This is a genomic window from Streptococcus sp. KHUD_011 (assembly GCF_046352925.1).
Classification (GTDB): Bacteria; Bacillota; Bacilli; order Lactobacillales; family Streptococcaceae; genus Streptococcus.
Genome location: NZ_CP157578.1, coordinates 680561 through 702316 on the forward strand (window position 1 = coordinate 680561; position 21756 = coordinate 702316).

The window sequence follows — 21756 nt, forward strand, 5'->3', positions numbered from 1 at the left end:
TTTATGACTCAGGTCCTTTTTGATTACATAAATTGGGCGATGAAGACCACGATGATGATGATTGGAATGATGAAACGAAGAAGGAAGAGCCAGACTTGGAACAGTCCCTGTTTCCATGCCGTTTCATCAAGATGGAGTTCCTCCATAGCAAGTGTCTTCTTAAAGATGTAGCCAGTAAAGAGTGAAAGGCAGAGAGCTCCAAATGGCATGAGGAGATTGGAAACCAAGAAGTCCATAGCGTCAAAGAAGGTCTTCCCAAAGATGTGAACATCCGCCATGACACCGTAAGATAGGGCTGAAGGAATTCCAAATACGAAGGTCAAGATTCCTAAAATAGCACTCCATTTGGCACGTTTGCTGTTATTCTGATTGGTGATATTTCCCACATTGATTTCCAGCATCACGACAGATGAAGTGACTGTCGCAAAAAGGAAGAGCAAGAGGAAGAGGATGTAGAAAATGGTTCCAAAAGGCATCTTGTCAAAGAGTTGAGGCAAGACGATAAAGAGCAGGCTAGGTCCCCCTTCAGACTGGATATTGAAGGCTGACATGGCTGGGAAAATGGCTAGACCTGCCATGATGGATACCGAGATATTCATGGCTACGATGGAAATCCCTGACTGGACCAGATTGGTTTTCTTATCCAAATAAGAAGCATAGGTCAACATGGCTGTAACCCCTAGTGAGAGGGCAAAGAAAGATTGTCCCAGAGCATAGAGGAGACCAGCACTTGTCAGCTTAGAGAAGTCTGGTTTGAGGAAGTAAAGAACCCCTTCCATGGCATTTGGCAAACTGAGAGAGCGCCCAATGATGACAACAAAGATGATAAAGAGCAGAGGCATCATGACTTTCGAAGCTCTTTCAATCCCTTTTTGAACCCCACGTGATACAATAAAGATATTCAATAAGATAAAGACCGCTTGAGCTCCGAGGGCAATGGCTGGATTTGAAATGATGGAAGTAAATAACTGAGCGTAATCCCCCGTTCCACCAATTTGGAACAATTTTCCAAACTCAATGCCTAGATAGACTAGAATCCACCCTCCAATAACACTGTAAAACGATAAAAGGATAAAAAGGGCAAAGGCACCAATCCAACCGATAAAGTTGTACTTGCTATTCTTTCCTAGTTTTCCAAAGGTTTTGATAGCTGAGACACCAGCACTTCGGCCGAGGGCAAACTCAGCTAGCAAAAGGGGAAAACCGATTAGAATAGTGGAGATGAGAAAGACTAGTAAAAAGCCTCCTCCACCGTTAGCAGCAGTCATATAAGGAAATTTCCAAACGGCTCCAAGTCCGATGGCTGAACCAGCAGATGCTAGGATAAAGCCCAGTTTAGAACCCCATTGCGATTTTTCAGACATAGTTAAACTCCTAAAATTAGTATTACAAAAGAAAAAGCTACTGCCCTTGGCAAATAGCCTCATCAGTACTCAAAATGAGCCTTTCTTTTGATTGATAGACTTGACTATCCTATCATGTTTTCTAAGGTCTGTCAAGAAAACCATTTTCATGTTATGATAAAGTAAAAAAATTTCGCAAAAACGCTTGACTCTGACCTAGGGGGAGGGGTTATACTATCAATGTAATACTCTTCGAAAATCAAATTCAAACCACGTCAGCGTCGCCTTACCGTACTCAAGTACAGCCTGCGGCTAGCTTCCTAGTTTGCTCTTTGATTTTCATTGAGTATAAGGAGGAAATCATGTACCATATAAAAGAAGCTGCCCAGCTTTCGGGTGTCTCTGTCAAGACCCTGCATCACTACGACAAGATAGGACTCTTAGTTCCTTTAAAGTTAGAAAACGGTTATCGAACCTACAGTCAGGAGGATTTGGAACGCCTTCAGGTCATTCTTTACTACAAATATCTAGGTTTTTCTTTAGAAAAAATAGCAGAGCTGTTAAAGGAAGATAAATCAGATTTATTGCCTCACTTGACTAGACAGTTGGACTATTTGACTCGAGAAAGGCAACATCTGGATACCTTGATTTCAACCTTGCAAAAAACCATTAAAGAACAAAAAGGAGAAAGAGAAATGAGCATTCAAGAGAAATTTGCTGGATTTAACTACCAAGACCATCAAAAATACCACCAAGAGGCGGTAGAGAAATATGGACAAGAAGTCATGGATCAAGCGCTCGAGCGCCAAAAAGGTCACGAAGACGAAGCTACGGCTGCCTTCAACCAAGTCTTTCGAGCCTTGTCACAAAATCTTCAAGCTGGACTGTCTGTAACAGCAACAGAAAATCAAGAAGAAGCAGCCAAACTCTTGCAAGCCATTCGTACTTATGGATTTGACTGCTCTATTGAGGTATTCGGTCATATAGGTAAAGGCTACGTTTATAACCCAGAGTTTAAGGAAAATATTGACAAATTTGGAACTGGAACAGCCCAGTACACATCAGATGTGATTGCTCACTATGTCCAAACTCAGACAAAATAAAATCGGAGGAGTATTCTTCCGATTTTTACTAAATTCAAGTACTACTTGCTTAATAATTTTTCTACCACATTTAGTTTTCGCATGGTCAAATCTACATTGAAAAGTTTTTCAAGATAGTTAGTATTGAGCTTTTTTTGTTTTGCAGTTCTAGGGAGATAGAGGTAGAGACAATGGTTACCGACACAAATTTCTTCTTCACCGTAATCAATTTTTAATTTTTCTAAAGGAAGACTTTGAATAGGTTCTTGATAAAAAATCACGTGTACACGGTCATAAAGATAGTGTTCTCCAAACGGATTTTCTTGGACAATGTTTTTAAAAATATCCTTATTCTTAATGATTATTTTGAGATCGGCTCCAATCTTTTCCTTTATTAGAGTATGAACCTGTTCTCGTATTTCTTCGAGAGATAAGTTACTTTCAAGAATAATATTTCCACTTTGAATATAAGTTCGAACTTGTTGAAAACCAGCTTCTGTCAAGATATCTACTAGATAAGACATTTTAGGGATAGCATTTTTTCCATTAGGAGTCACTCCCCTTAACAAGATAATATGTTCCAAAGTAGTTCCTTTCTTTTGGGGCTGATTTAGCCATTGAATAATTTAGATTTAGATTGGATTTGCTCCCGCCACCCAGCCAGTACAGAGGGCTGAAGTAATATTAAAACCACCCGTGTGGGCATTGATATCCAGTACCTCACCAGCAAAGTGGAGACCAGGTACTAGCTTACTTTCAAGGGTTTTAGGATTGATTTCCTTGAGACTGACGCCACCTTTGGTAACAAAGGACTTGGCAAGAGACATTTTACCAGTGACAGGGATTTCAAGGGCTTTGATAGACTGGAGCAGATGTTCGCGTTCTTTTTCAGTTAGCTGTTTGACTTTTTCAGGGAATCCTTGTACAAAAAAATCAGCCAAACGTTCTGGCAAAAAGTTTTTTAAAGCATTTTTCAAGGATTTTTCCCGATTTTCTTCTAGAAATGCTACTAAGTCGTCCACTGAAAGTTGAGGCAAAACATCGAGTGAGAGAACCTCCCCACCCTTGACAAAGCTAGACATGCGTAGGGCAGCAGGGCCTGACAAACCAAAGTGGGTAAAGAGCAAATCATGAGTGATGACATGCTTACCATAGCTTAGGGTCACATCGTCCAATGAAATTCCTTGCAAGGCCTTGTGTGGAAAATCTGTCAACAAAGGACTTTCAGCTGCCTCAAGCTCGGTAATGGTGTGTTTAAAATGACGGGCAATCTCATGACCAAAACCAGTCGAACCAGTAGAAGGATAAGATTTACCACCAGTTGTGACAATCAGTTTCTCACAAGTGAAGCTTTGGTCTGCGGACTTAAGGACAAACTGGTCGTCTATCTTTTTAACCGAAACAATCTCCGTTTGAGTAGCAACTCGACCACCGAGTTCAGTGATTTTCTTTTCCAAGGCCTCGATAATGGTCCGAGACTTGTCACTAGCAGGAAAGACGCGTCCGTGGTCTTCGACCTTAAGTTTAACACCATTTTCTGTAAAAAAATTAATGATATCATGGTTATCAAATTGGGAGAAGACACTGTAGAGAAAGCGCCCATTTCCAGGGATGCCAGCTAGTAGGTCATCTAGAGTTCCGTTGTTGGTTACATTGCAACGTCCCCCACCAGTACCAGCTAATTTTTTTCCAAGTTTCCGATTTTTTTCAATGAGGAGGGTTTTCTGTCCATAAAAGCTACTGGAAATCGTAGCCATCATACCAGCAGGACCTCCACCAATGACGATAGTATCAAAATGTTTCATAGCTCTATTGTACCACAAAAAAACAAGAGATGAAGTCACCTCTTGTCAAGAATGCAATTAATCAATTTCATACCCCATCAGCAAACCACCATCTTCTGCATAGAAACTGCAGAGGCCAGAAGTTGGTAAAATTTTAATATCCGCCTGTGGGAAATTTTCACGAATTCGATCTGAAAGCTGTTGGCAACATTTCTCGTTATTGCGTTGAGCCATGACAATACGACCGCCAGCATATCCTGCTTTCACTAACTCTTCATAGGCTGCCTGAATCGATTTCTTTGGTCCTCTTGCTTTTTGTAGCAATTCAAGGGTTCCAGTTTCACTAGCTTCTCCGACCATACGGATGTTGAGAAGGCCAACGACTGTACCGATAAGCTTGCTTAAACGGCCATTTTTTACCAAGTTATCGACTTTGGCTAGGACAAAGAGCAACTTGGTTTTTTCTTGATAGGTAGTGATAGCTTCAACCACTTCTTCAAATGATAGGCCCTGGTCAATCAAGTCATTTAATTTTTCTACGAGCAGGTCAACCTCACCACCAGCAGACAAACTATCAATCACATGAATCTTAGTATCAGGATGGTCTTCCAGATAAATATTCTTAGCCAGTTGAGCACTATTGTGACTACCAGAAAGAGAACCTGTGATGGTTACTAGGAAAATGTTTTTGGCTCCTTCAAATGCTCGCAAATAATCATCCGGGCTTGGACAAGCTGATTTTGAAGCTTCTGCAGTTGCATACATAGTTTCCATCATTTGGTCAATATCAAGACTGGCATCATCAACAAAGACCTGATCAGCTACTTGAATGGTTAAGGGCACACTTACAAAGGTCGTGTCAATAGCTGGTCTTGCCAGCTGACGATAATCACAACCAGAGTCAGCAATAATCTTCCAAGTCATAGAAATTCTCCATCTTTGTCAGTTATACATTGACAAAGGTTCTGTCTTTTTTTACAATTATATCATGAAAGCCCTTGAAACAAAAGCCTCATCCGTCTGTTGTGACAAGTAGAAAGAAAATGTTATGTCTGAACGTAGAATCTCTGAAAAATCTCTTGAAAATCTCAGAAAATCAAACCAAGAATCCAATTTATTAACTAGAGAAGCCATCGAAACAGCCCTCTTGCAACTCTTGGAAAAAAAGGACTTGACCAAGATTAGTATTTCTGAATTAGTCAAACGTGCAGGCGTTTCGCGTGCGGCCTTTTATCGCAATTATGATTCCAAAGAGGAGATTTTAGAAAGCGTCTTTAAACGAACTGTCCACAATATTATGGAACAGTTGCATCATTATGATTTAAAGACAGACCTTTATCTGGTCTGGGTTCACCTTTTCCGAGAAGCCAGAAAGGAAGCCAGAGTGATTCAACTGGCCTTAGATTACCATCTGGAAAAAATCTTTGTCCAAGCCATGCAGGAGTTTCTGGAAAAATACCATGGAAAATCAAAAGGTGTCAGCTCTTATCTTCATTCCTTCTGGAGCTCGGCCATCGTCTCTGTCCTCCTAAAATGGATCAAGGATGGCATGAAGGTACCAGCTGAAAAGATTGCGGATTTACGGTTACCATTTTTTAAAAAATAGAGAAAAAGGAGAAGAGATATGACTGAAAAAAGACTAGCATGGGATGAGTATTTTGCAGCCCAAGCTCTACTAATTGCCAATCGTTCCACTTGTAAACGTGCAAAAGTGGGTGCGATTCTAGTTAAGGATAATAAGGTAATTTCAACTGGTTACAATGGTTCAGTATCAGGGACCGAGCATTGTATTGATCACGAATGTCTGGTCATCGAAGGCCACTGTGTTCGCACCCTTCACGCTGAGGTCAATGCTATCCTTCAAGGTGCAGAACGTGGTGTTCCCAAAGGCTTTACAGCCTATGTAACCCATTTTCCTTGTCTCAACTGTACAAAACAATTGCTTCAGGTCGGTTGCAAGCGCGTGGTTTATATCAACCAGTACCGAATGGACGACTATGCCCAATACCTTTATCAAGAAAAAGGGACAGAATTGACCCATTTACCACTTGAGACAGTACAGACGGCTCTTAAAGAGGCAGATCTAATGTAAAAATTATCAAAAATAAATGGTTTAGAAAGATTTTTAAACCGTTTTTTGGTATAATAAGAAGAATAAATTGAAAGAAGGAATTCCAAAAATGGGAAAAATTGAAGTTATTAATCACCCACTGATTCAACACAAATTGTCAATCTTGCGTCGTACAGATACTTCTACAAAAGCTTTCCGTGAGCTAGTAGATGAGATTGCAATGTTGATGGGGTATGAAGTACTTCGTGATCTTCCACTAGAAGATGTGGAAATCGAAACACCAATCACAAAAACAGTTCAAAAACAATTGGCAGGTAAGAAATTGGCTATCGTTCCAATCTTGCGTGCAGGTATCGGAATGGTTGATGGTCTCTTGAACTTGGTTCCAGCTGCTAAAGTTGGTCACATCGGTATGTACCGTGATGAAGAAACACTTCAACCTGTTGAGTACTTGGTAAAATTGCCTGAAGATATTGACCAACGCCAAATTTTTGTAGTAGACCCAATGTTGGCAACAGGTGGTTCAGCAATCTTGGCTGTTGATTCTCTTAAAAAACGTGGCGCATCAAATATCAAATTTGTCTGCCTTGTATCTGCTCCAGAAGGTGTAAAAGCCCTTCAAGAAGCTCATCCAGATGTAGAAATCTTTACAGCAGCCTTGGATGACCGCTTAAATGAACACGGCTATATCGTTCCAGGTCTTGGAGATGCTGGGGACCGCTTGTTCGGTACGAAATAAAATTAAAAGAAGATTGACTTGGAAAAGAAGTTCCAGTCACGAAAGGAGGTTGAATTTTTGTTTCTGTCTAATGAAAACAGAGCAAAAATTTGACCTTTTTTGACCTAGATATTATAATAGTCTTATCTTCAGTCATTTGACCAACAAAATTAAAATTCAAAAGGAGAAATGAATGATTCCTGTAGTTATTGAACAAACAAGCCGTGGAGAACGTTCCTACGATATTTACTCACGTCTTCTAAAAGACCGCATCATTATGCTGACAGGTCCAGTTGAAGACAACATGGCTAACTCAGTTATTGCCCAGTTGCTTTTCTTGGATGCCCAAGATAGTACAAAAGATATTTACCTTTATGTCAATACACCAGGTGGTTCCGTTTCAGCTGGTTTGGCAATCGTTGATACTATGAACTTTATCAAGGCAGATGTCCAAACCATCGTTATGGGAATGGCTGCATCTATGGGAACAGTCATCGCATCAAGTGGAGCAAAAGGCAAACGTTTCATGCTTCCAAATGCAGAGTATATGATCCACCAACCAATGGGTGGTACAGGTGGTGGTACTCAACAAACCGATATGGCGATTGCTGCAGAACACTTGCTCAAAACTCGTAACATCTTGGAAAAAATCTTGGCTGAAAATTCAGGTCAGTCAATCGAAAAAGTCCATGCAGATGCAGAACGCGATAACTGGATGAGTGCCCAAGAAACACTTGAATATGGCTTTATTGATGAAATCATGGCCAACAATTCATTGAACTAATGATCAAAGAAGGCAAACTCGACTGGGTTTGCTTTTTTTGGTATAATAAGGGGAGATTTCTTAGAAAGAGGATTTACCATGTTTGAAAAAGTCAATCGATCTGGCTTGATTATCTATCTTTACTATAATCGGGATGCCAAAAAACTGCAGGATTATGGAGATATTACCTATCATTCCAAGAAACATCGCTACTTGCAGCTCTATGTTCCAACAGAGAATTTAGAGAGCGTAGTTGAGAAATTAGGTAAGGAAAGATTTATCAAAAAAGTTAGAGCTTGTCACATTCAAGAGTTGGAGACACCATTTGTTGGGAATCTCTATCGAGAGGAAAACGTTATCATCGAAAAAGTTCAAGAAAAGTGTTGACAATTTTCTGATAATTCGGTATATTCTTAACATGCTATTTATTTAAGAAATAAGGAGATAAAAAATGAAGAAAAAATTTGCCCTATCGTTTGTGGCGCTTGCAAGTGTAGCACTTCTTGCAGCCTGTGGAGAAGTGAAGTCTGGAGCGTCAAACGCTGCTGGTAACTCAGTAGATGAGAAGACAATCAAAATCGGATTTAACTTTGAAGAAACTGGTGCCGTAGCAGCCTACGGAACATCTGAACAAAAAGGTGCCCAACTTGCTGTTGATGAAATCAATGCTGCAGGTGGTATCGATGGAAAACAAATCGAAGTAGTTGATAAAGATAACAAGTCTGAAACAGCTGAAGCAGCTTCTGTTACAACCAACCTTGTAACCCAATCTAAGGTATCAGCAATCGTAGGACCTGCGACATCTGGTGCAACTGCAGCTGCTGTAGCGAACGCTACAAAAGCAGGTGTTCCATTGATTTCACCAAGTGCGACTCAAGATGGATTGACTAAAGGTCAAGATTACCTCTTTATCGGAACATTCCAAGATAGCTTCCAAGGAAAAATTATCTCAAACTATGTTTCTGATAAATTGCAAGCTAAGAAAGTTGTTCTTTACACTGACAATGCCAGCGACTATGCTAAAGGTATTGCCAAAGCCTTCCGTGAAGCTTACAAGGGTGAAATCGTTGCAGATGAAACTTTCGTAGCAGGTGACACAGACTTCCAAGCAGCCCTTACAAAAATGAAAGGGAAAGATTTTGATGCTATCATCGTTCCTGGTTACTACACTGAAGCTGGTAAAATTGTAAACCAAGCGCGTGGTATGGGAATTGACAAACCAATCGTTGGTGGTGATGGATTTAATGGTGAAGAGTTTGTACAACAAGCAACTGCTGAAAAAGCATCAAACATCTACTTTATCTCAGGCTTCTCAACTACTGTAGAAGTTTCAGCTAAAGCAAAAGCTTTCCTTGATGCTTACCGTGCTAAGTACAACGAAGAGCCTTCAACATTTGCAGCCTTGGCTTATGACTCAGTTCACCTTGTAGCAAACGCAGCAAAAGGTGCTAAAAACTCTGGTGAAATCAAGGATAACCTTGCTAAAACAAAAGACTTTGAAGGTGTAACTGGTCAAACAAGCTTCGATGCAGACCACAACACAGTCAAAACTGCTTACATGATGACCATGAACAATGGTAAGGTTGAAGCAGCAGAAGTTGTAAAACCATAATAGAAAAATGTTGAAATAGGGAATGAGCCACTGACTCACTCCCTGTTTCGATGTTTAATACTCTTTGAAAATCAAATTCAAACTGCGTCAACGTCGCCTTGTCGTACTCAAGTACAGCCTGCGGCTAGTTTCCTAGTTTGCTCTTTGATTTTCATTGAGTATAAGAACCTATCAAAAAGTGAGGGAAAACCCTCCAGATTATAAATAGAAAGAGTGAATCTTATGCTCCAACAACTAGTAAATGGTTTGATTCTAGGTAGTGTTTATGCGCTGTTAGCCCTAGGATATACCATGGTTTACGGAATTATCAAGCTCATCAACTTCGCCCACGGTGATATTTATATGATGGGAGCCTTTATCGGTTATTTCTTGATTAATTCTTTCCAAATGAATTTCTTTGTAGCGCTAATTGTAGCTATGCTAGCGACAGCCATTCTTGGTGTCGTGATTGAGTTTCTTGCTTACCGACCTTTGCGTCACTCTACTCGTATTGCTGTTTTGATCACAGCTATTGGGGTTTCTTTCCTATTGGAATATGGGATGGTCTACCTGGTTGGTGCCAATACCCGTGCCTTCCCTCAAGCGATTCAAACAGTTCGCTATGATTTGGGACCAGTTAGCCTAACAAACGTGCAGTTAATGATTTTGGCCATTTCCTTGATTTTGATGATTTTGTTACAAGTCATTGTCCAAAAGACTAAGATGGGGAAAGCCATGCGTGCAGTATCAGTAGATAGCGATGCAGCACAATTGATGGGGATCAATGTAAACCGTACTATCAGCTTTACCTTCGCTTTGGGTTCAGCTCTTGCGGGTGCGGCTGGTGTTCTGATTGCCCTCTATTATAACTCTCTTGAGCCTTTGATGGGGGTTACTCCAGGTCTTAAATCTTTCGTTGCCGCAGTACTTGGTGGTATCGGAATTATTCCTGGTGCGGCTCTTGGTGGCTTTGTAATTGGTTTATTGGAAACCTTTGCGACAGCCTTTGGAATGTCAGACTTCCGTGATGCCATTGTTTATGGAATCTTATTGTTGATCTTGATTGTCCGCCCAGCTGGTATCCTTGGTAAGAATGTGAAAGAGAAGGTGTAAACGATGAAGGAAAATTTAAAAGTTAATATTCTATGGTTACTCCTTTTATTAGCTGGCTATGGCTTGATTAGTGTATTGGTTTCAGTCGGAGTACTCAATCTATTCTATGTTCAGATTTTACAACAAATTGGAATTAATATTATTCTGGCTGTTGGTCTCAACTTAATCGTTGGTTTTTCAGGACAATTTTCACTTGGGCATGCTGGTTTTATGGCGATTGGTGCCTATGCAGCTGCTATTATTGGTTCTAAATCACCAACCTACGGTGCCTTCTTTGGAGCCATGCTGTTAGGTGCTTTGCTTTCAGGAGCAGTTGCCTTGCTTGTCGGAATTCCAACCTTACGCTTGAAGGGGGATTACCTTGCGGTAGCAACTCTCGGTGTTTCTGAAATTATCCGTATCTTTATCATCAATGGTGGAAGCCTTACAAATGGTGCAGCAGGTATCTTGGGAATTCCTAACTTTACAACCTGGCAAATGGTTTACTTCTTTGTCGTGATTACAACCATTGCAACCTTGAACTTCTTGCGTAGCCCAATTGGTCGTTCAACCCTCTCTGTTCGTGAGGACGAGATTGCTGCTGAGTCAGTTGGGGTTAATACGACTAAAATTAAAATTATCGCCTTCGTCTTTGGTGCTATTACTGCAAGTATTGCAGGGTCACTTCAGGCAGGATTTATTGGATCTGTTGTACCGAAAGATTACACCTTCATCAACTCAATCAACGTATTGATTATTGTTGTATTTGGTGGACTTGGTTCCATTACAGGTGCGATTGTTTCAGCTATTGTTCTTGGAATTTTGAATATGCTTCTCCAAGATGTTGCTAGCGTTCGTATGATTATCTACGCTTTGGCCTTGGTATTGGTAATGATTTTCAGACCAGGTGGACTCCTTGGAACATGGGAATTGAGCCTATCACGTTTCTTTAAAAAATCTAAGAAGGAGGAACAAAACTAATGGCATTACTTGAAGTAAAACAGTTAACCAAACATTTTGGCGGTCTAACAGCTGTTGGAGATGTGACTCTTGAATTGAACGAAGGGGAACTGGTTGGACTAATCGGTCCAAACGGAGCTGGTAAAACAACCCTTTTCAACCTTTTGACCGGTGTTTATGAACCAAGTGAGGGAACAGTTACCTTAGATGGTCACCTTTTGAATGGGAAGTCACCTTATAAGATTGCCTCTTTGGGACTTGGACGTACTTTCCAAAATATCCGTCTCTTTAAAGATTTAACAGTTTTGGACAATGTTTTGATTGCTTTTGGCAACCATCACAAACAACATGTTTTTGCTAGTTTCTTACGCTTACCAACTTTTTACAAGAGTGAAAAAGAATTAAAAGCTAAAGCTTTGGAATTATTGAAAATCTTTGATTTAGATGGTGATGCAGAGACTCTTGCTAAAAACCTCGCCTACGGACAACAACGTCGTTTGGAAATTGTTCGTGCCCTTGCTACGGAACCTAAAATTCTCTTTTTAGATGAACCAGCAGCAGGTATGAACCCACAGGAAACAGCGGAATTGACTGAGTTAATTCGTCGTATCAAAGATGAATTTAAGATTACGATCATGCTGATTGAACACGATATGAATCTGGTCATGGAAGTAACAGAACGCATCTATGTACTTGAATACGGTCGTTTAATCGCTCAAGGAACTCCAGACGAAATTAAGACCAATAAACGCGTTATCGAAGCTTATCTAGGAGGTGAAGCCTAATGTCTATGTTAAAAGTTGAAAATCTTTCTGTGCATTACGGTATGATCCAAGCAGTCCGTGATGTAAGCTTTGAAGTTAATGAAGGAGAAGTTGTTTCCCTTATCGGTGCCAATGGTGCAGGTAAGACAACTATTCTCCGTACCTTGTCTGGTTTGGTTAGACCAAGTTCAGGAAAAATTGAATTTTTAGGTCAAGAAATCCAAAAAATGCCAGCTCAGAAAATCGTAGCTGGTGGACTTTCACAAGTTCCAGAAGGACGCCATGTCTTCCCTGGCTTGACTGTGATGGAAAATCTTGAAATGGGGGCTTTCTTAAAGAAAAATCGTGAAGAAAATCAAGCTAACTTGAAGAAAGTTTTCTCACGCTTCCCACGTCTTGAAGAACGAAAGAACCAAGATGCAGCCACTCTTTCAGGAGGGGAACAACAAATGCTTGCCATGGGACGCGCTCTTATGTCAACACCAAAACTTCTTCTTTTAGATGAACCATCAATGGGTCTTGCCCCAATCTTTATCCAAGAGATTTTTGATATCATTCAAGATATCCAGAAACAAGGAACGACCGTCCTCTTGATTGAACAAAACGCTAATAAAGCACTCGCAATCTCTGACCGAGGCTATGTACTGGAAACAGGAAAAATTGTCCTATCCGGAACAGGAAAAGAACTCGCTTCATCAGAAGAAGTCAGAAAAGCATATCTGGGTGGCTAAACTAGTCTGGGAGACTAGTTTAGGTTGCAAATGAAGATTACGAAGTAATCATCATTAATAGTCCGGGGGACCTTTTTAGTCGGTGAATAGAGATTGCGAAGCAATTATCTTATCCAGTGAATTGTTTTAGTCGATGGATGAGGATTACGAAGTAATCATGATTATATTCCGGGGGACCTTTTTAGTCGGTAGATTGAGATTGCAAACAAATCTGTACCTACATTGAAAGGTTAATTTCTAATAATTGAAAAATCGAATGAAAGGTATCTTACCTTCATTCATAGAGCTCGATTTCAGAGCTCTTTTTGCTAGCTTATTCATACTTTTCTGAATTTTGAAAAAGAAATGTAAGCGTTTGATAGATTTACAAAAAGATTGTATAATAGGGATAAGAATAGAAAAGGAGAAGTCTCATGGCAGTTAAAGATTTTATGACCCGCAAGGTAGTTTATATTAGTCCAGATACAACAGTATCTCATGCAGCAGATTTGATGAGAGAGCAAGGTTTGCACCGCTTGCCTGTTATCGAAAATGATCAATTAGTTGGTTTGGTAACTGAGGGAACCATTGCGCAAGCTAGCCCCTCAAAAGCAACAAGTCTTTCTATCTATGAGATGAACTATCTTCTGAATAAGACAAAAGTAAAAGATGTCATGATTCGCGATGTTGTTACTGTTTCAGGCTATGCGAGTCTAGAGGATGCAACTTATCTGATGTTGAAAAACAAGATTGGTATTCTTCCTGTAGTAGATAACCATCAAGTCTATGGGGTTATTACGGACCGTGACGTTTTCCAAGCCTTTCTTGAAATTGCTGGTTATGGTGAAGAAGGGATTCGGGTGCGCTTTGTTACGGAAAATGAAGTCGGTGTTCTCGGAAAGATTGTTTCTTTGATTGTAGAAGAAAATTTGAATATCTCCCATACAGTCAATATTCCGCGTAAAGATGGTAAGGTTATTATCGAAGTTCAAATCGATGGATCAATCGATTTACCAGCCTTGAAAGAAAAATTTGAATCAGAGAATATTCAAGTAGAAGAAATCACTCATACTTCAGCAAAAGTCTTGTAAGAAGGGAAGCCGAAAGGCTTCTTTTTACGTGTAATAAGGAATTAGAGCAAAAGATGGAAAGAAATGATAAAATATGCTATAATGAAATGATGTAAAAAGGAGTATTTATGGACATTTCAGAAATTCGTCAGAAAATTGACGCCAATCGTGAAAAATTAGCTTCTTTCAGGGGGTCTCTTTGACCTCGAAGGTTTAGAGGAAGAGATTGCCATCTTGGAAAACAAGATGACAGAACCTGATTTTTGGAACGATAATATCGCGGCCCAAAAAACGTCGCAAGAATTAAATGAATTAAAAAACACCTACAACACTTTCCACAAAATGGAAGAGTTGCAGGATGAAGTCGAAATTTTATTGGACTTTTTAGCTGAAGATGAGTCTGTGCATGAAGAATTGGTTGCACAGTTATCAGAACTCGATAAGATGATGACCAGCTATGAGATGACGCTTCTCTTGTCAGAACCTTATGACCATAATAATGCCATTTTGGAAATCCATCCAGGATCCGGTGGTACAGAGGCTCAAGACTGGGGTGATATGTTGCTTCGTATGTACACTCGCTATGGAAATGCTAAAGGCTTTAAAGTAGAAGTCTTGGATTACCAAGCAGGAGATGAAGCTGGTATCAAGTCAGTAACCTTATCATTTGAAGGACCTAATGCCTATGGTCTTCTCAAGTCAGAAATGGGGGTACACCGTTTGGTGCGAATTTCACCATTTGACTCTGCTAAACGTCGCCATACCTCTTTCACATCTGTAGAAGTGATGCCTGAGCTGGATGATACTATTGAAGTGGAAATCCGTGAAGATGATATCAAGATGGATACCTTCCGTTCAGGTGGTGCTGGTGGACAAAACGTCAATAAAGTTTCAACAGGGGTGCGTTTGACACACATTCCTACGGGAACTGTCGTTCAGTCAACGGTCGATCGTACCCAATATGGAAATAGAGATCGTGCCATGAAGATGTTACAGGCCAAGCTCTATCAAATGGAGCAAGAAAAGAAAGCTGCGGAAGTCGATTCCCTCAAGGGTGAGAAAAAGGAAATCACATGGGGAAGTCAAATCCGTTCTTATGTTTTCACGCCTTATACTATGGTAAAAGATCATCGAACTAGCTTTGAAGTTGCGCAGGTAGATAAGGTTATGGATGGAGACCTAGATGGTTTTATCGATGCTTATCTCAAGTGGCGAATCAGCTAAGATAGAAAGGAACTCACATGTCAATCATTGAAATGAGAGATGTTGTCAAAAAGTATGATAACGGAACGACAGCTTTGCGAGGTGTCTCAGTCACTGTTGAACCCGGGGAATTTGCCTATATCGTAGGTCCGTCAGGAGCTGGGAAGTCAACATTTATTAGAGCTTTGTACCGCGAAGTAAAAATCGAAAAAGGAAGCTTATCTGTTGCTGGTTTTAATCTGGTTAAAATTAAGAAGAAAGATGTCCCACTTCTACGTCGTAGTGTCGGGGTAGTCTTTCAGGATTACAAACTCTTGCCAAAGAAAACTGTTTATGAAAATATTGCCTATGCAATGGAAGTAATCGGTGAGAGCCGTCGTAACATCAAAAAACGTGTTATGGAAGTTTTAGACTTGGTTGGATTGAAGCATAAGGTTCGTTCTTTTCCAAATGAACTTTCGGGGGGAGAACAACAGCGTATAGCGATTGCGCGTGCCATTGTAAACAATCCAAAAGTATTGATTGCGGACGAGCCAACAGGAAATTTGGATCCGGATAATTCATGGGAAATTATGAATTTATTGGAACGCATCAATCTCCAAGGTACAACTGTCTTGATGGCTACCCACAATAGTCAGATTGTAAATACCTTGCGCCACCGTGTCATTGCCATTGAAAATGGCCGTGTCGTTCGTGACGAAGCTAAAGGAGAATATGGATACGATGATTAGTAGATTTTTTCGTCATTTATTTGAATCATTAAAAAGTTTGAAACGAAATGGCTGGATGACAGTAGCAGCTGTCAGTTCGGTTATGATTACTTTGACTTTAGTTGCAATATTTGCATCTGTTATCTTTAATACGGCTAAACTCGCTACAGATATTGAAAACAATGTCCGAGTAATGGTATATATTCGTAAGGACGTAGCTGACAATAGTGAGACCATTGAAAAAGAAGGTCAAACCGTTACCAATAATGACTACCATAAGGTATACGATGCTTTGAAAGGTATGTCAACTGTTAAAAGTGTTACCTTTTCAAGTAAAGAAGAACAATATGAAAAGTTGACCGAAACAATGGGGGACAACTGGAAAATCTTTGAAGGGGATGCCAATCCACTCTATGATGCATATATTGTTGATACCAACACGCCAAGCGATGTAAAGACAGTAGCAGAAGAGGCTAAGAAAATTGAAGGTGTATCAGAAGTTCAAGATGGTGGTGCTAATACAGAACGCTTGTTTAAGTTAGCCTCATTTATTCGTGTCTGGGGACTAGTTATCGCGGGATTATTGATTTTCATTGCGGTGTTCTTGATTTCTAATACTATTCGTATCACCATTATTTCACGAAGCCGTGAAATTCAAATCATGCGTTTAGTAGGTGCTAAGAACGGCTATATCCGTGGACCTTTCTTGCTTGAAGGTGCCTTCATTGGTTTGCTTGGAGCAACTCTTCCGTCAGTTCTGGTATTTATTGTCTATAAAATGGTTTACCAATCGGTTAATAAGTCATTGGTTGGTCAGAACCTTTCAATGATATCACCAGAGGTATTCAGTCCACTTATGATTGCTCTATTATTTGTGATTGGAATTTTTATCGGTTCAATCGGATCAGGAATTTCAATGCGCCGATTCCTGAAAATCTAAAATAAAATAGAATTATATTTGAGGAGATTTTAATATCTCCTTTTTTACTACAAAAATTTTAGAAAAAAGTCTCCTTTTTTTTGTAAAAGCCTTTACAAAAAAAATTAAAGTGGTATAATTAAATCATAAAAGGTGCAAACGTTTTCGTAAAACGTTTGCCTAAATAAAAATAAAGGAGATTTGAATGATGAAAGATACATTCAAAAATGTCTTGTCTTTCGAGTTTTGGCAAAAATTCGGTAAGGCTTTGATGGTGGTTATCGCGGTTATGCCGGCTGCTGGTTTGATGATTTCAATCGGTAAGTCTATCGTGATGATTAACCCAACCTTTGCACCACTTGTAATCACTGGTGGAATTCTTGAGCAAATTGGTTGGGGGGTTATCGGTAACCTTCACATTTTGTTTGCCCTAGCCATTGGAGGTAGCTGGGCTAAAGAACGTGCTGGTGGTGCTTTCGCCGCTGGTCTTGCCTTCATCTTGATTAACCGTATCACTGGTACAATCTTTGGTGTATCAGGAGATATGTTAAAAAATCCAGATGCTATGGTAACTACTCTATTCGGTGGTTCAATCAAAGTTGCTGATTACTTTATCAGTGTTCTTGAAGCTCCAGCCTTGAACATGGGTGTATTCGTAGGGATTATCTCAGGTTTTGTAGGGGCAACTGCTTACAACAAATACTACAATTTCCGTAAACTTCCTGATGCACTTTCATTCTTTAACGGAAAACGTTTTGTACCGTTTGTAGTTATTCTTCGTTCAGTAATTGCTGCAATCGTACTTGCTGCATTCTGGCCAGTAGTTCAAACAGGTATCAATAGCTTTGGTATCTGGATTGCTAACTCACAAGAAACTGCTCCAATCCTTGCACCATTCTTGTATGGTACATTGGAACGTTTGCTCTTGCCATTTGGTCTTCACCACATGTTGACAATCCCAATGAACTATACAGCTCTTGGTGGTACTTATGAGATTTTGACAGGTGCAGCTAAAGGTACTCAAGTTTTTGGTCAAGATCCACTTTGGCTTGCATGGGTAACAGACCTTGTAAACCTTAAAGGTACTGATGCTACTCAATACCAACACTTGTTAGATACTGTTCACCCAGCACGTTTCAAAGTTGGACAAATGATCGGTTCATTCGGTATCTTGATGGGTGTGATTGTGGCTATCTATCGTAATGTTGATGCTGATAAGAAACACAAATACAAAGGTATGATGATTGCGACAGCTCTTGCAACATTCTTGACAGGGGTTACTGAACCAATCGAATACATGTTCATGTTCATCGCAACACCTATGTATCTTGTTTACTCACTTGTTCAAGGTGCGGCCTTCGCTATGGCTGACGTCGTGAACCTACGTATGCACTCATTCGGTTCAATCGAGTTCTTGACTCGTACACCTATTGCGATTAGCGCTGGTATCGGTATGGATATTGTTAACTTTATCTGGGTAACTGTTCTCTTTGCCGTAATCATGTACTTTATCGCAAACTTCATGATTCAAAAATTCAACTACGCCACTCCAGGACGTAACGGAAACTACGAAACTGCTGAAGGTTCAGAAGAAGCTAGCAGCGAAGTGAAAGTTGCAGCAGGTTCTCAAGCTGTAAACATTATCAACCTTCTTGGTGGACGTGCAAACATCGTTGATGTTGATGCATGTATGACTCGTCTTCGTGTAACTGTAAAAGATGCTGACAAAGTCGGTGATGCAGAACAATGGAAAGCAGAAGGAGCTATGGGTCTTGTCATGAAAGGACAAGGAGTTCAAGCTATCTACGGTCCAAAAGCAGACGTATTGAAATCTGATATCCAAGATATCCTTGATTCAGGTGAAATCATTCCTGAAACTCTTCCAAGTCAAATGACAGAAGCACAACAAAACACAGTTCACTATAAAGGTCTTACTGAGGAAGTATACTCAGTAGCTGATGGTCAAGTTGTTGCTTTGGAACAAGTAAAAGATCCAGTATTTGCGCAAAAAATGATGGGTGACGGATTTGCTGTAGAACCTGCAAATGGAAACATTGTATCTCCAGTTTCAGGTACTGTATCAAGCATCTTCCCTACAAAACATGCTCTGGGTCTTGTGACTGAAGCAGGTCTTGAAGTATTGGTTCACATTGGTTTGGACACAGTAAGTCTTGAAGGTAAACCATTTACAGTTCATGTTGCTGAAGGACAAAAAGTTGCAGCAGGTGACTTACTTGTCACAGCTGACTTGGATGCTATCCGTGCAGCAGGACGTGAAACTTCAACAGTAGTTGTCTTCACAAATGGTGATGTTATTAAATCAGTTAAATTAGAACAAACAGGTTCTCTTGCAGCTAAAACAGCAGTTGCTAAAGTAGAATTGTAATATACTTGAGGTTGGAAGCTGTATTCCAACCTCTTATTTTGGGAGAAAAGAATGAAATTTTTAACACTCAATACTCACAGTTGGATGGAGAAAGAAGCAGAGGAAAAATTCCAGATTTTGCTTGAAGATATTCTTGAAAAAGACTATGATTTGATTTGTTTCCAAGAAATCAATCAGGAGATCACTTCGCCAGAGGTGAAGGTCAATGATCTTTATCAAGCTTTGCCAGCAGCTGAGCCTATTCACCAAGATCACTATGTTAGACTCTTGGTTGAAAAGTTGTCTGAGCAAGGAAAAAATTACTACTGGACTTGGGCCTATAACCATATCGGTTATGATCGCTACCACGAAGGTGTGGCTATCTTGTCTAAAACACCTATTGAAGCCAGAGAAATTTTGGTTTCAGATGTGGATGATCCAACAGACTATCATACTCGCCGTGTTGCCTTGGCTGAAACTGTAGTCGATGGTAATGAACTTGCAGTTGCCAGTGTCCACCTTTCTTGGTGGGATAAAGGTTTCCAAGAAGAATGGGCACGATTTGAGGCTGTCTTGAAAGAATTGAACAAGCCACTTTTGCTTGCTGGAGATTTCAACAACCCAGCTGGTCAGGAAGGTTACCAAGCTATTTTAGCTAGTTCATTAGGCTTACAAGACGCATTTGAAGTTGCTGAAGAGAAAAGTGGTAGCTATACTGTTCCACCAGAAATTGATGGCTGGAAGGGGAACACAGAACCTCTTCGAATCGACTATGTTTTTACTACCAAAGAGTTAGAGGTGGAAAAATTACATGTCGTATTTGATGGTAACAAGAGTCCACAAGTTAGTGATCACTATGGCTTGAATGCTATTTTAAACTGGAAATAATGACTGAAAAGAGGTTGGAATTATAACATTCCAGCCTTTTTCTGACTAGAGAAGCTACTGGAAAAAGCTTAAATAAGTGAAGCTACTGAAATGGAATAAAATGTGGTATAATTGAACAGATAGATAGAATCGAGGATATTATGTCATTTACGAAATTTCAATTTAAAAACTATATTAGTGAAGCCTTGGAGGAGTTGAAATTTACAACTCCAACAGAGGTGCAAGATAAGTTGATTCCGATTGTTTTGGCAGGTCGTGACCTAGTCGGTGAATCAAAAACAGGTTCAGGTAAGACTCATACTTTCTTGTTGCCGATTTTCCAGCAATTAGATGAAGCTAGTGATAGTGTTCAAGCAGTCATTACTGCACCGAGCCGTGAATTAGCTACTCAAATTTACCAAGCAGCCCGTCAGATTGCAGCCCACTCAGATGTCGAAGTTCGTGTGGTTAATTATGTGGGTGGTACGGATAAGGCTCGCCAGATTGACAAATTGGCAAGTAACCAGCCTCATATTGTTATCGGAACGCCTGGCCGTATTTATGACTTAGTTAAGTCTGGTGACCTAGCTATTCACAAGGCTAAGACCTTTGTGGTCGATGAGGCAGATATGACCTTGGATATGGGATTCTTGGAAACTGTTGATAAGATTGCTGGAAGCCTTCCAAAAGACTTGCAATTCATGGTCTTCTCAGCGACTATCCCACAAAAACTGCAACCATTCTTGAAAAAATACTTGTCAAATCCTGTTATGGAGAAAATCAAGACCAAAACGGTCATTTCTGATACCATTGATAATTGGTTGATTTCTACAAAGGGACGTGACAAGAATGCTCAAATTTACCAGTTAACTCAGTTGATGCAACCGTATTTGGCAATGATTTTTGTTAACACTAAAATGCGTGCTGATGAATTGCATTCATATCTGACTGCTCAAGGCTTGAAGGTAGCGAAGATTCATGGAGATATTGCCCCTCGTGAACGCAAGCGTATCATGAACCAGGTGAAAAATCTGGATTTTGAGTACATTGTCGCAACAGACTTGGCAGCGCGTGGGATTGACATTGAAGGTGTCAGCCATGTCATCAATGATGCCATTCCGCAAGATTTATCTTTCTTTGTTCACCGTGTTGGTCGTACTGGAAGAAATGGCCTACCAGGTACAGCTATTACCCTTTACCAACCCAGTGATGACTCGGATATCCGTGAGTTGGAGAAATTGGGAATCAAGTTTACTCCTAAAATGGTCAAAGACGGGGAATTTCAAGATACTTATGACCGTGATCGTCGTGCCAACCGTGAGAAAAAACAAGATAAACTTGATATCGAAATGATTGGTTTGGTTAAAAAGAAAAAGAAAAAAGTCAAACCAGGTTATAAGAAGAAAATTCAATGGGCGGTTGATGAAAAACGCCGCAAGACCAAGCGCGCTGAAAATCGCGCACGTGGTCGTGCAGAGCGTAAAGCAAAACGTCAAACATTTTAATAACAATTGTTGGAGTGCTGAGCTCCAATTTTTTTATTTATGAGAACGAAATATCTACATTGAAACACTACATTAAAGACTGCAAATTACGCTTAAAAATGGTATAATGATAAAGTTATATAGTCCCGATAAGATGGTAGGCATTTATCACTAATAGTTTTCCTATCAGTACTTTGTAACTCGCAAAGAATGACGGCTCTAAAGTAGTCGCTCGTCATTCAACGGTTGCCGCTATAACG

Annotated in this window: 22 protein-coding genes; 18 read left to right on the forward strand and 4 right to left on the reverse strand. The window is 40.1% G+C overall.

Going from position 1 to position 21756, the window contains the following annotated elements; all coding sequences use genetic code 11:
* Positions 1 to 23: 23 nt before the first annotated feature.
* The gene (locus ABKJ27_RS03090) at positions 24 to 1364 is read right to left on the reverse strand and encodes a sodium-dependent transporter (protein ID WP_410012021.1); all 1341 of its coding nucleotides are present in this window, start codon (positions 1362 to 1364) and stop codon (positions 24 to 26) included.
* Positions 1365 to 1705: 341 nt separating this feature from the next.
* Between ABKJ27_RS03090 and ABKJ27_RS03095 the strand changes: the two genes are divergently transcribed.
* Positions 1706 to 2446, forward strand: coding sequence for a MerR family transcriptional regulator (locus ABKJ27_RS03095; protein ID WP_410012022.1), 741 nt, complete (start codon positions 1706 to 1708; stop codon positions 2444 to 2446).
* A gap of 41 nt (positions 2447 to 2487) precedes the next feature.
* Here the strand turns inward: ABKJ27_RS03095 and ABKJ27_RS03100 are convergent, their stop codons facing one another.
* The 3 genes from ABKJ27_RS03100 to ABKJ27_RS03110 are packed head-to-tail and all read right to left on the reverse strand — an operon-like array spanning position 2488 to position 5133.
* On the reverse strand, positions 2488 to 3009 hold the full coding sequence (locus ABKJ27_RS03100) for a DUF1697 domain-containing protein (protein ID WP_000400054.1): 522 nt from the start codon (positions 3007 to 3009) through the stop codon (positions 2488 to 2490).
* Between the two features lie 48 nt (positions 3010 to 3057).
* Positions 3058 to 4230, reverse strand: a complete 1173-nt coding sequence (locus tag ABKJ27_RS03105; protein ID WP_410012023.1) for an NAD(P)/FAD-dependent oxidoreductase — start codon at positions 4228 to 4230, stop codon at positions 3058 to 3060.
* 57 nt (positions 4231 to 4287) lie between these two features.
* Positions 4288 to 5133 (reverse strand): DegV family protein, encoded by an 846-nt coding sequence (locus ABKJ27_RS03110; protein ID WP_410012024.1) that lies wholly within the window; start codon positions 5131 to 5133, stop codon positions 4288 to 4290.
* 124 nt (positions 5134 to 5257) lie between these two features.
* Here ABKJ27_RS03110 and ABKJ27_RS03115 point away from each other — a divergent pair, with 124 nt between their 5' ends.
* The 17 genes from ABKJ27_RS03115 (at position 5258) to ABKJ27_RS03195 (ending at position 21517) form a co-directional block, all read left to right on the forward strand.
* Positions 5258 to 5815 (forward strand): TetR/AcrR family transcriptional regulator, encoded by a 558-nt coding sequence (locus ABKJ27_RS03115; protein WP_000004136.1) that lies wholly within the window; start codon positions 5258 to 5260, stop codon positions 5813 to 5815.
* 18 nt (positions 5816 to 5833) lie between these two features.
* The gene (locus ABKJ27_RS03120; protein ID WP_000136976.1) at positions 5834 to 6301 is read left to right on the forward strand and encodes a deoxycytidylate deaminase; all 468 of its coding nucleotides are present in this window, start codon (positions 5834 to 5836) and stop codon (positions 6299 to 6301) included.
* Positions 6302 to 6389: 88 nt separating this feature from the next.
* Positions 6390 to 7019, forward strand: coding sequence for a uracil phosphoribosyltransferase (gene upp, locus ABKJ27_RS03125; RefSeq protein ID WP_084868516.1), 630 nt, complete (start codon positions 6390 to 6392; stop codon positions 7017 to 7019).
* A 172-nt stretch (positions 7020 to 7191) separates the two neighbouring features.
* Positions 7192 to 7782, forward strand: a complete 591-nt coding sequence (gene clpP, locus ABKJ27_RS03130) for an ATP-dependent Clp protease proteolytic subunit ClpP (protein WP_000613471.1) — start codon at positions 7192 to 7194, stop codon at positions 7780 to 7782.
* A gap of 78 nt (positions 7783 to 7860) precedes the next feature.
* On the forward strand, positions 7861 to 8148 hold the full coding sequence (locus ABKJ27_RS03135; protein WP_153220036.1) for a YlbG family protein: 288 nt from the start codon (positions 7861 to 7863) through the stop codon (positions 8146 to 8148).
* Positions 8149 to 8212: 64 nt separating this feature from the next.
* Positions 8213 to 9373 carry an ABC transporter substrate-binding protein gene (locus tag ABKJ27_RS03140; protein ID WP_045611943.1) on the forward strand — a complete coding sequence of 387 codons (1161 nt, stop codon included), beginning with the start codon at positions 8213 to 8215 and terminating at the stop codon, positions 9371 to 9373.
* 222 nt (positions 9374 to 9595) lie between these two features.
* Positions 9596 to 10465: a branched-chain amino acid ABC transporter permease gene (locus ABKJ27_RS03145; RefSeq protein WP_000941427.1), complete on the forward strand. Its 870-nt coding sequence runs from the start codon at positions 9596 to 9598 to the stop codon at positions 10463 to 10465.
* A gap of 3 nt (positions 10466 to 10468) precedes the next feature.
* The gene (locus ABKJ27_RS03150) at positions 10469 to 11425 is read left to right on the forward strand and encodes a branched-chain amino acid ABC transporter permease (RefSeq protein ID WP_004256818.1); all 957 of its coding nucleotides are present in this window, start codon (positions 10469 to 10471) and stop codon (positions 11423 to 11425) included.
* Positions 11425 to 12189: an ABC transporter ATP-binding protein gene (locus tag ABKJ27_RS03155; RefSeq protein ID WP_049546694.1), complete on the forward strand. Its 765-nt coding sequence runs from the start codon at positions 11425 to 11427 to the stop codon at positions 12187 to 12189. Before ABKJ27_RS03150 ends, ABKJ27_RS03155 begins: the two co-directional genes overlap by 1 nt.
* Positions 12189 to 12899 carry an ABC transporter ATP-binding protein gene (locus tag ABKJ27_RS03160; RefSeq protein ID WP_000062219.1) on the forward strand — a complete coding sequence of 237 codons (711 nt, stop codon included), beginning with the start codon at positions 12189 to 12191 and terminating at the stop codon, positions 12897 to 12899. Before ABKJ27_RS03155 ends, ABKJ27_RS03160 begins: the two co-directional genes overlap by 1 nt.
* A 413-nt stretch (positions 12900 to 13312) precedes the next feature.
* On the forward strand, positions 13313 to 13969 hold the full coding sequence (locus ABKJ27_RS03165; protein ID WP_410012026.1) for a CBS domain-containing protein: 657 nt from the start codon (positions 13313 to 13315) through the stop codon (positions 13967 to 13969).
* Between the two features lie 107 nt (positions 13970 to 14076).
* A protein-coding gene (prfB, locus tag ABKJ27_RS03170; protein WP_125386088.1) for a peptide chain release factor 2 occupies positions 14077 to 15172 on the forward strand; the annotation gives its coding sequence in 2 pieces (ribosomal slippage) (positions 14077 to 14148 and positions 14150 to 15172; 1095 coding nt in all).
* Positions 15173 to 15189: 17 nt separating this feature from the next.
* A complete protein-coding gene (gene ftsE / locus ABKJ27_RS03175; protein ID WP_120718873.1) occupies positions 15190 to 15882 on the forward strand; it encodes a cell division ATP-binding protein FtsE in 693 nt (230 codons plus the stop codon).
* Complete coding sequence (gene ftsX, locus ABKJ27_RS03180; protein ID WP_000625545.1) at positions 15875 to 16801, forward strand: permease-like cell division protein FtsX; 927 nt, start codon at positions 15875 to 15877, stop codon at positions 16799 to 16801. Before ftsE ends, ftsX begins: the two co-directional genes overlap by 8 nt.
* Before the next feature lie 184 nt (positions 16802 to 16985).
* Entirely contained in the window at positions 16986 to 19166 is a 2181-nt protein-coding gene (locus tag ABKJ27_RS03185) for a PTS transporter subunit IIBC (protein ID WP_410012027.1), read from the forward strand.
* A gap of 51 nt (positions 19167 to 19217) precedes the next feature.
* Positions 19218 to 20033 (forward strand): endonuclease/exonuclease/phosphatase family protein, encoded by an 816-nt coding sequence (locus ABKJ27_RS03190; protein WP_410012028.1) that lies wholly within the window; start codon positions 19218 to 19220, stop codon positions 20031 to 20033.
* 140 nt (positions 20034 to 20173) lie between these two features.
* A complete protein-coding gene (locus tag ABKJ27_RS03195) occupies positions 20174 to 21517 on the forward strand; it encodes a DEAD/DEAH box helicase (protein ID WP_410012029.1) in 1344 nt (447 codons plus the stop codon).
* The last annotated feature ends 239 nt before the right edge of the window (positions 21518 to 21756 follow it).

Coding starts and splice junctions, on each gene's coding strand:
- ABKJ27_RS03090 (WP_410012021.1), bottom strand. CDS start 1,364: ATGTCTGAAAAATCGCAATGGGGTTCTAAACTGGGCTTTATCCTAGCA.
- ABKJ27_RS03095 (WP_410012022.1), top strand. CDS start 1,706: ATGTACCATATAAAAGAAGCTGCCCAGCTTTCGGGTGTCTCTGTCAAG.
- ABKJ27_RS03105 (WP_410012023.1), bottom strand. CDS start 4,230: ATGAAACATTTTGATACTATCGTCATTGGTGGAGGTCCTGCTGGTATG.
- ABKJ27_RS03110 (WP_410012024.1), bottom strand. CDS start 5,133: ATGACTTGGAAGATTATTGCTGACTCTGGTTGTGATTATCGTCAGCTG.
- ABKJ27_RS03115 (WP_000004136.1), top strand. CDS start 5,258: ATGTCTGAACGTAGAATCTCTGAAAAATCTCTTGAAAATCTCAGAAAA.
- ABKJ27_RS03120 (WP_000136976.1), top strand. CDS start 5,834: ATGACTGAAAAAAGACTAGCATGGGATGAGTATTTTGCAGCCCAAGCT.
- upp (WP_084868516.1), top strand. CDS start 6,390: ATGGGAAAAATTGAAGTTATTAATCACCCACTGATTCAACACAAATTG.
- clpP (WP_000613471.1), top strand. CDS start 7,192: ATGATTCCTGTAGTTATTGAACAAACAAGCCGTGGAGAACGTTCCTAC.
- ABKJ27_RS03135 (WP_153220036.1), top strand. CDS start 7,861: ATGTTTGAAAAAGTCAATCGATCTGGCTTGATTATCTATCTTTACTAT.
- ABKJ27_RS03140 (WP_045611943.1), top strand. CDS start 8,213: ATGAAGAAAAAATTTGCCCTATCGTTTGTGGCGCTTGCAAGTGTAGCA.
- ABKJ27_RS03145 (WP_000941427.1), top strand. CDS start 9,596: ATGCTCCAACAACTAGTAAATGGTTTGATTCTAGGTAGTGTTTATGCG.
- ABKJ27_RS03150 (WP_004256818.1), top strand. CDS start 10,469: ATGAAGGAAAATTTAAAAGTTAATATTCTATGGTTACTCCTTTTATTA.
- ABKJ27_RS03155 (WP_049546694.1), top strand. CDS start 11,425: ATGGCATTACTTGAAGTAAAACAGTTAACCAAACATTTTGGCGGTCTA.
- ABKJ27_RS03160 (WP_000062219.1), top strand. CDS start 12,189: ATGTCTATGTTAAAAGTTGAAAATCTTTCTGTGCATTACGGTATGATC.
- ABKJ27_RS03165 (WP_410012026.1), top strand. CDS start 13,313: ATGGCAGTTAAAGATTTTATGACCCGCAAGGTAGTTTATATTAGTCCA.
- ftsE (WP_120718873.1), top strand. CDS start 15,190: ATGTCAATCATTGAAATGAGAGATGTTGTCAAAAAGTATGATAACGGA.
- ftsX (WP_000625545.1), top strand. CDS start 15,875: ATGATTAGTAGATTTTTTCGTCATTTATTTGAATCATTAAAAAGTTTG.
- ABKJ27_RS03185 (WP_410012027.1), top strand. CDS start 16,986: ATGATGAAAGATACATTCAAAAATGTCTTGTCTTTCGAGTTTTGGCAA.
- ABKJ27_RS03190 (WP_410012028.1), top strand. CDS start 19,218: ATGAAATTTTTAACACTCAATACTCACAGTTGGATGGAGAAAGAAGCA.
- ABKJ27_RS03195 (WP_410012029.1), top strand. CDS start 20,174: ATGTCATTTACGAAATTTCAATTTAAAAACTATATTAGTGAAGCCTTG.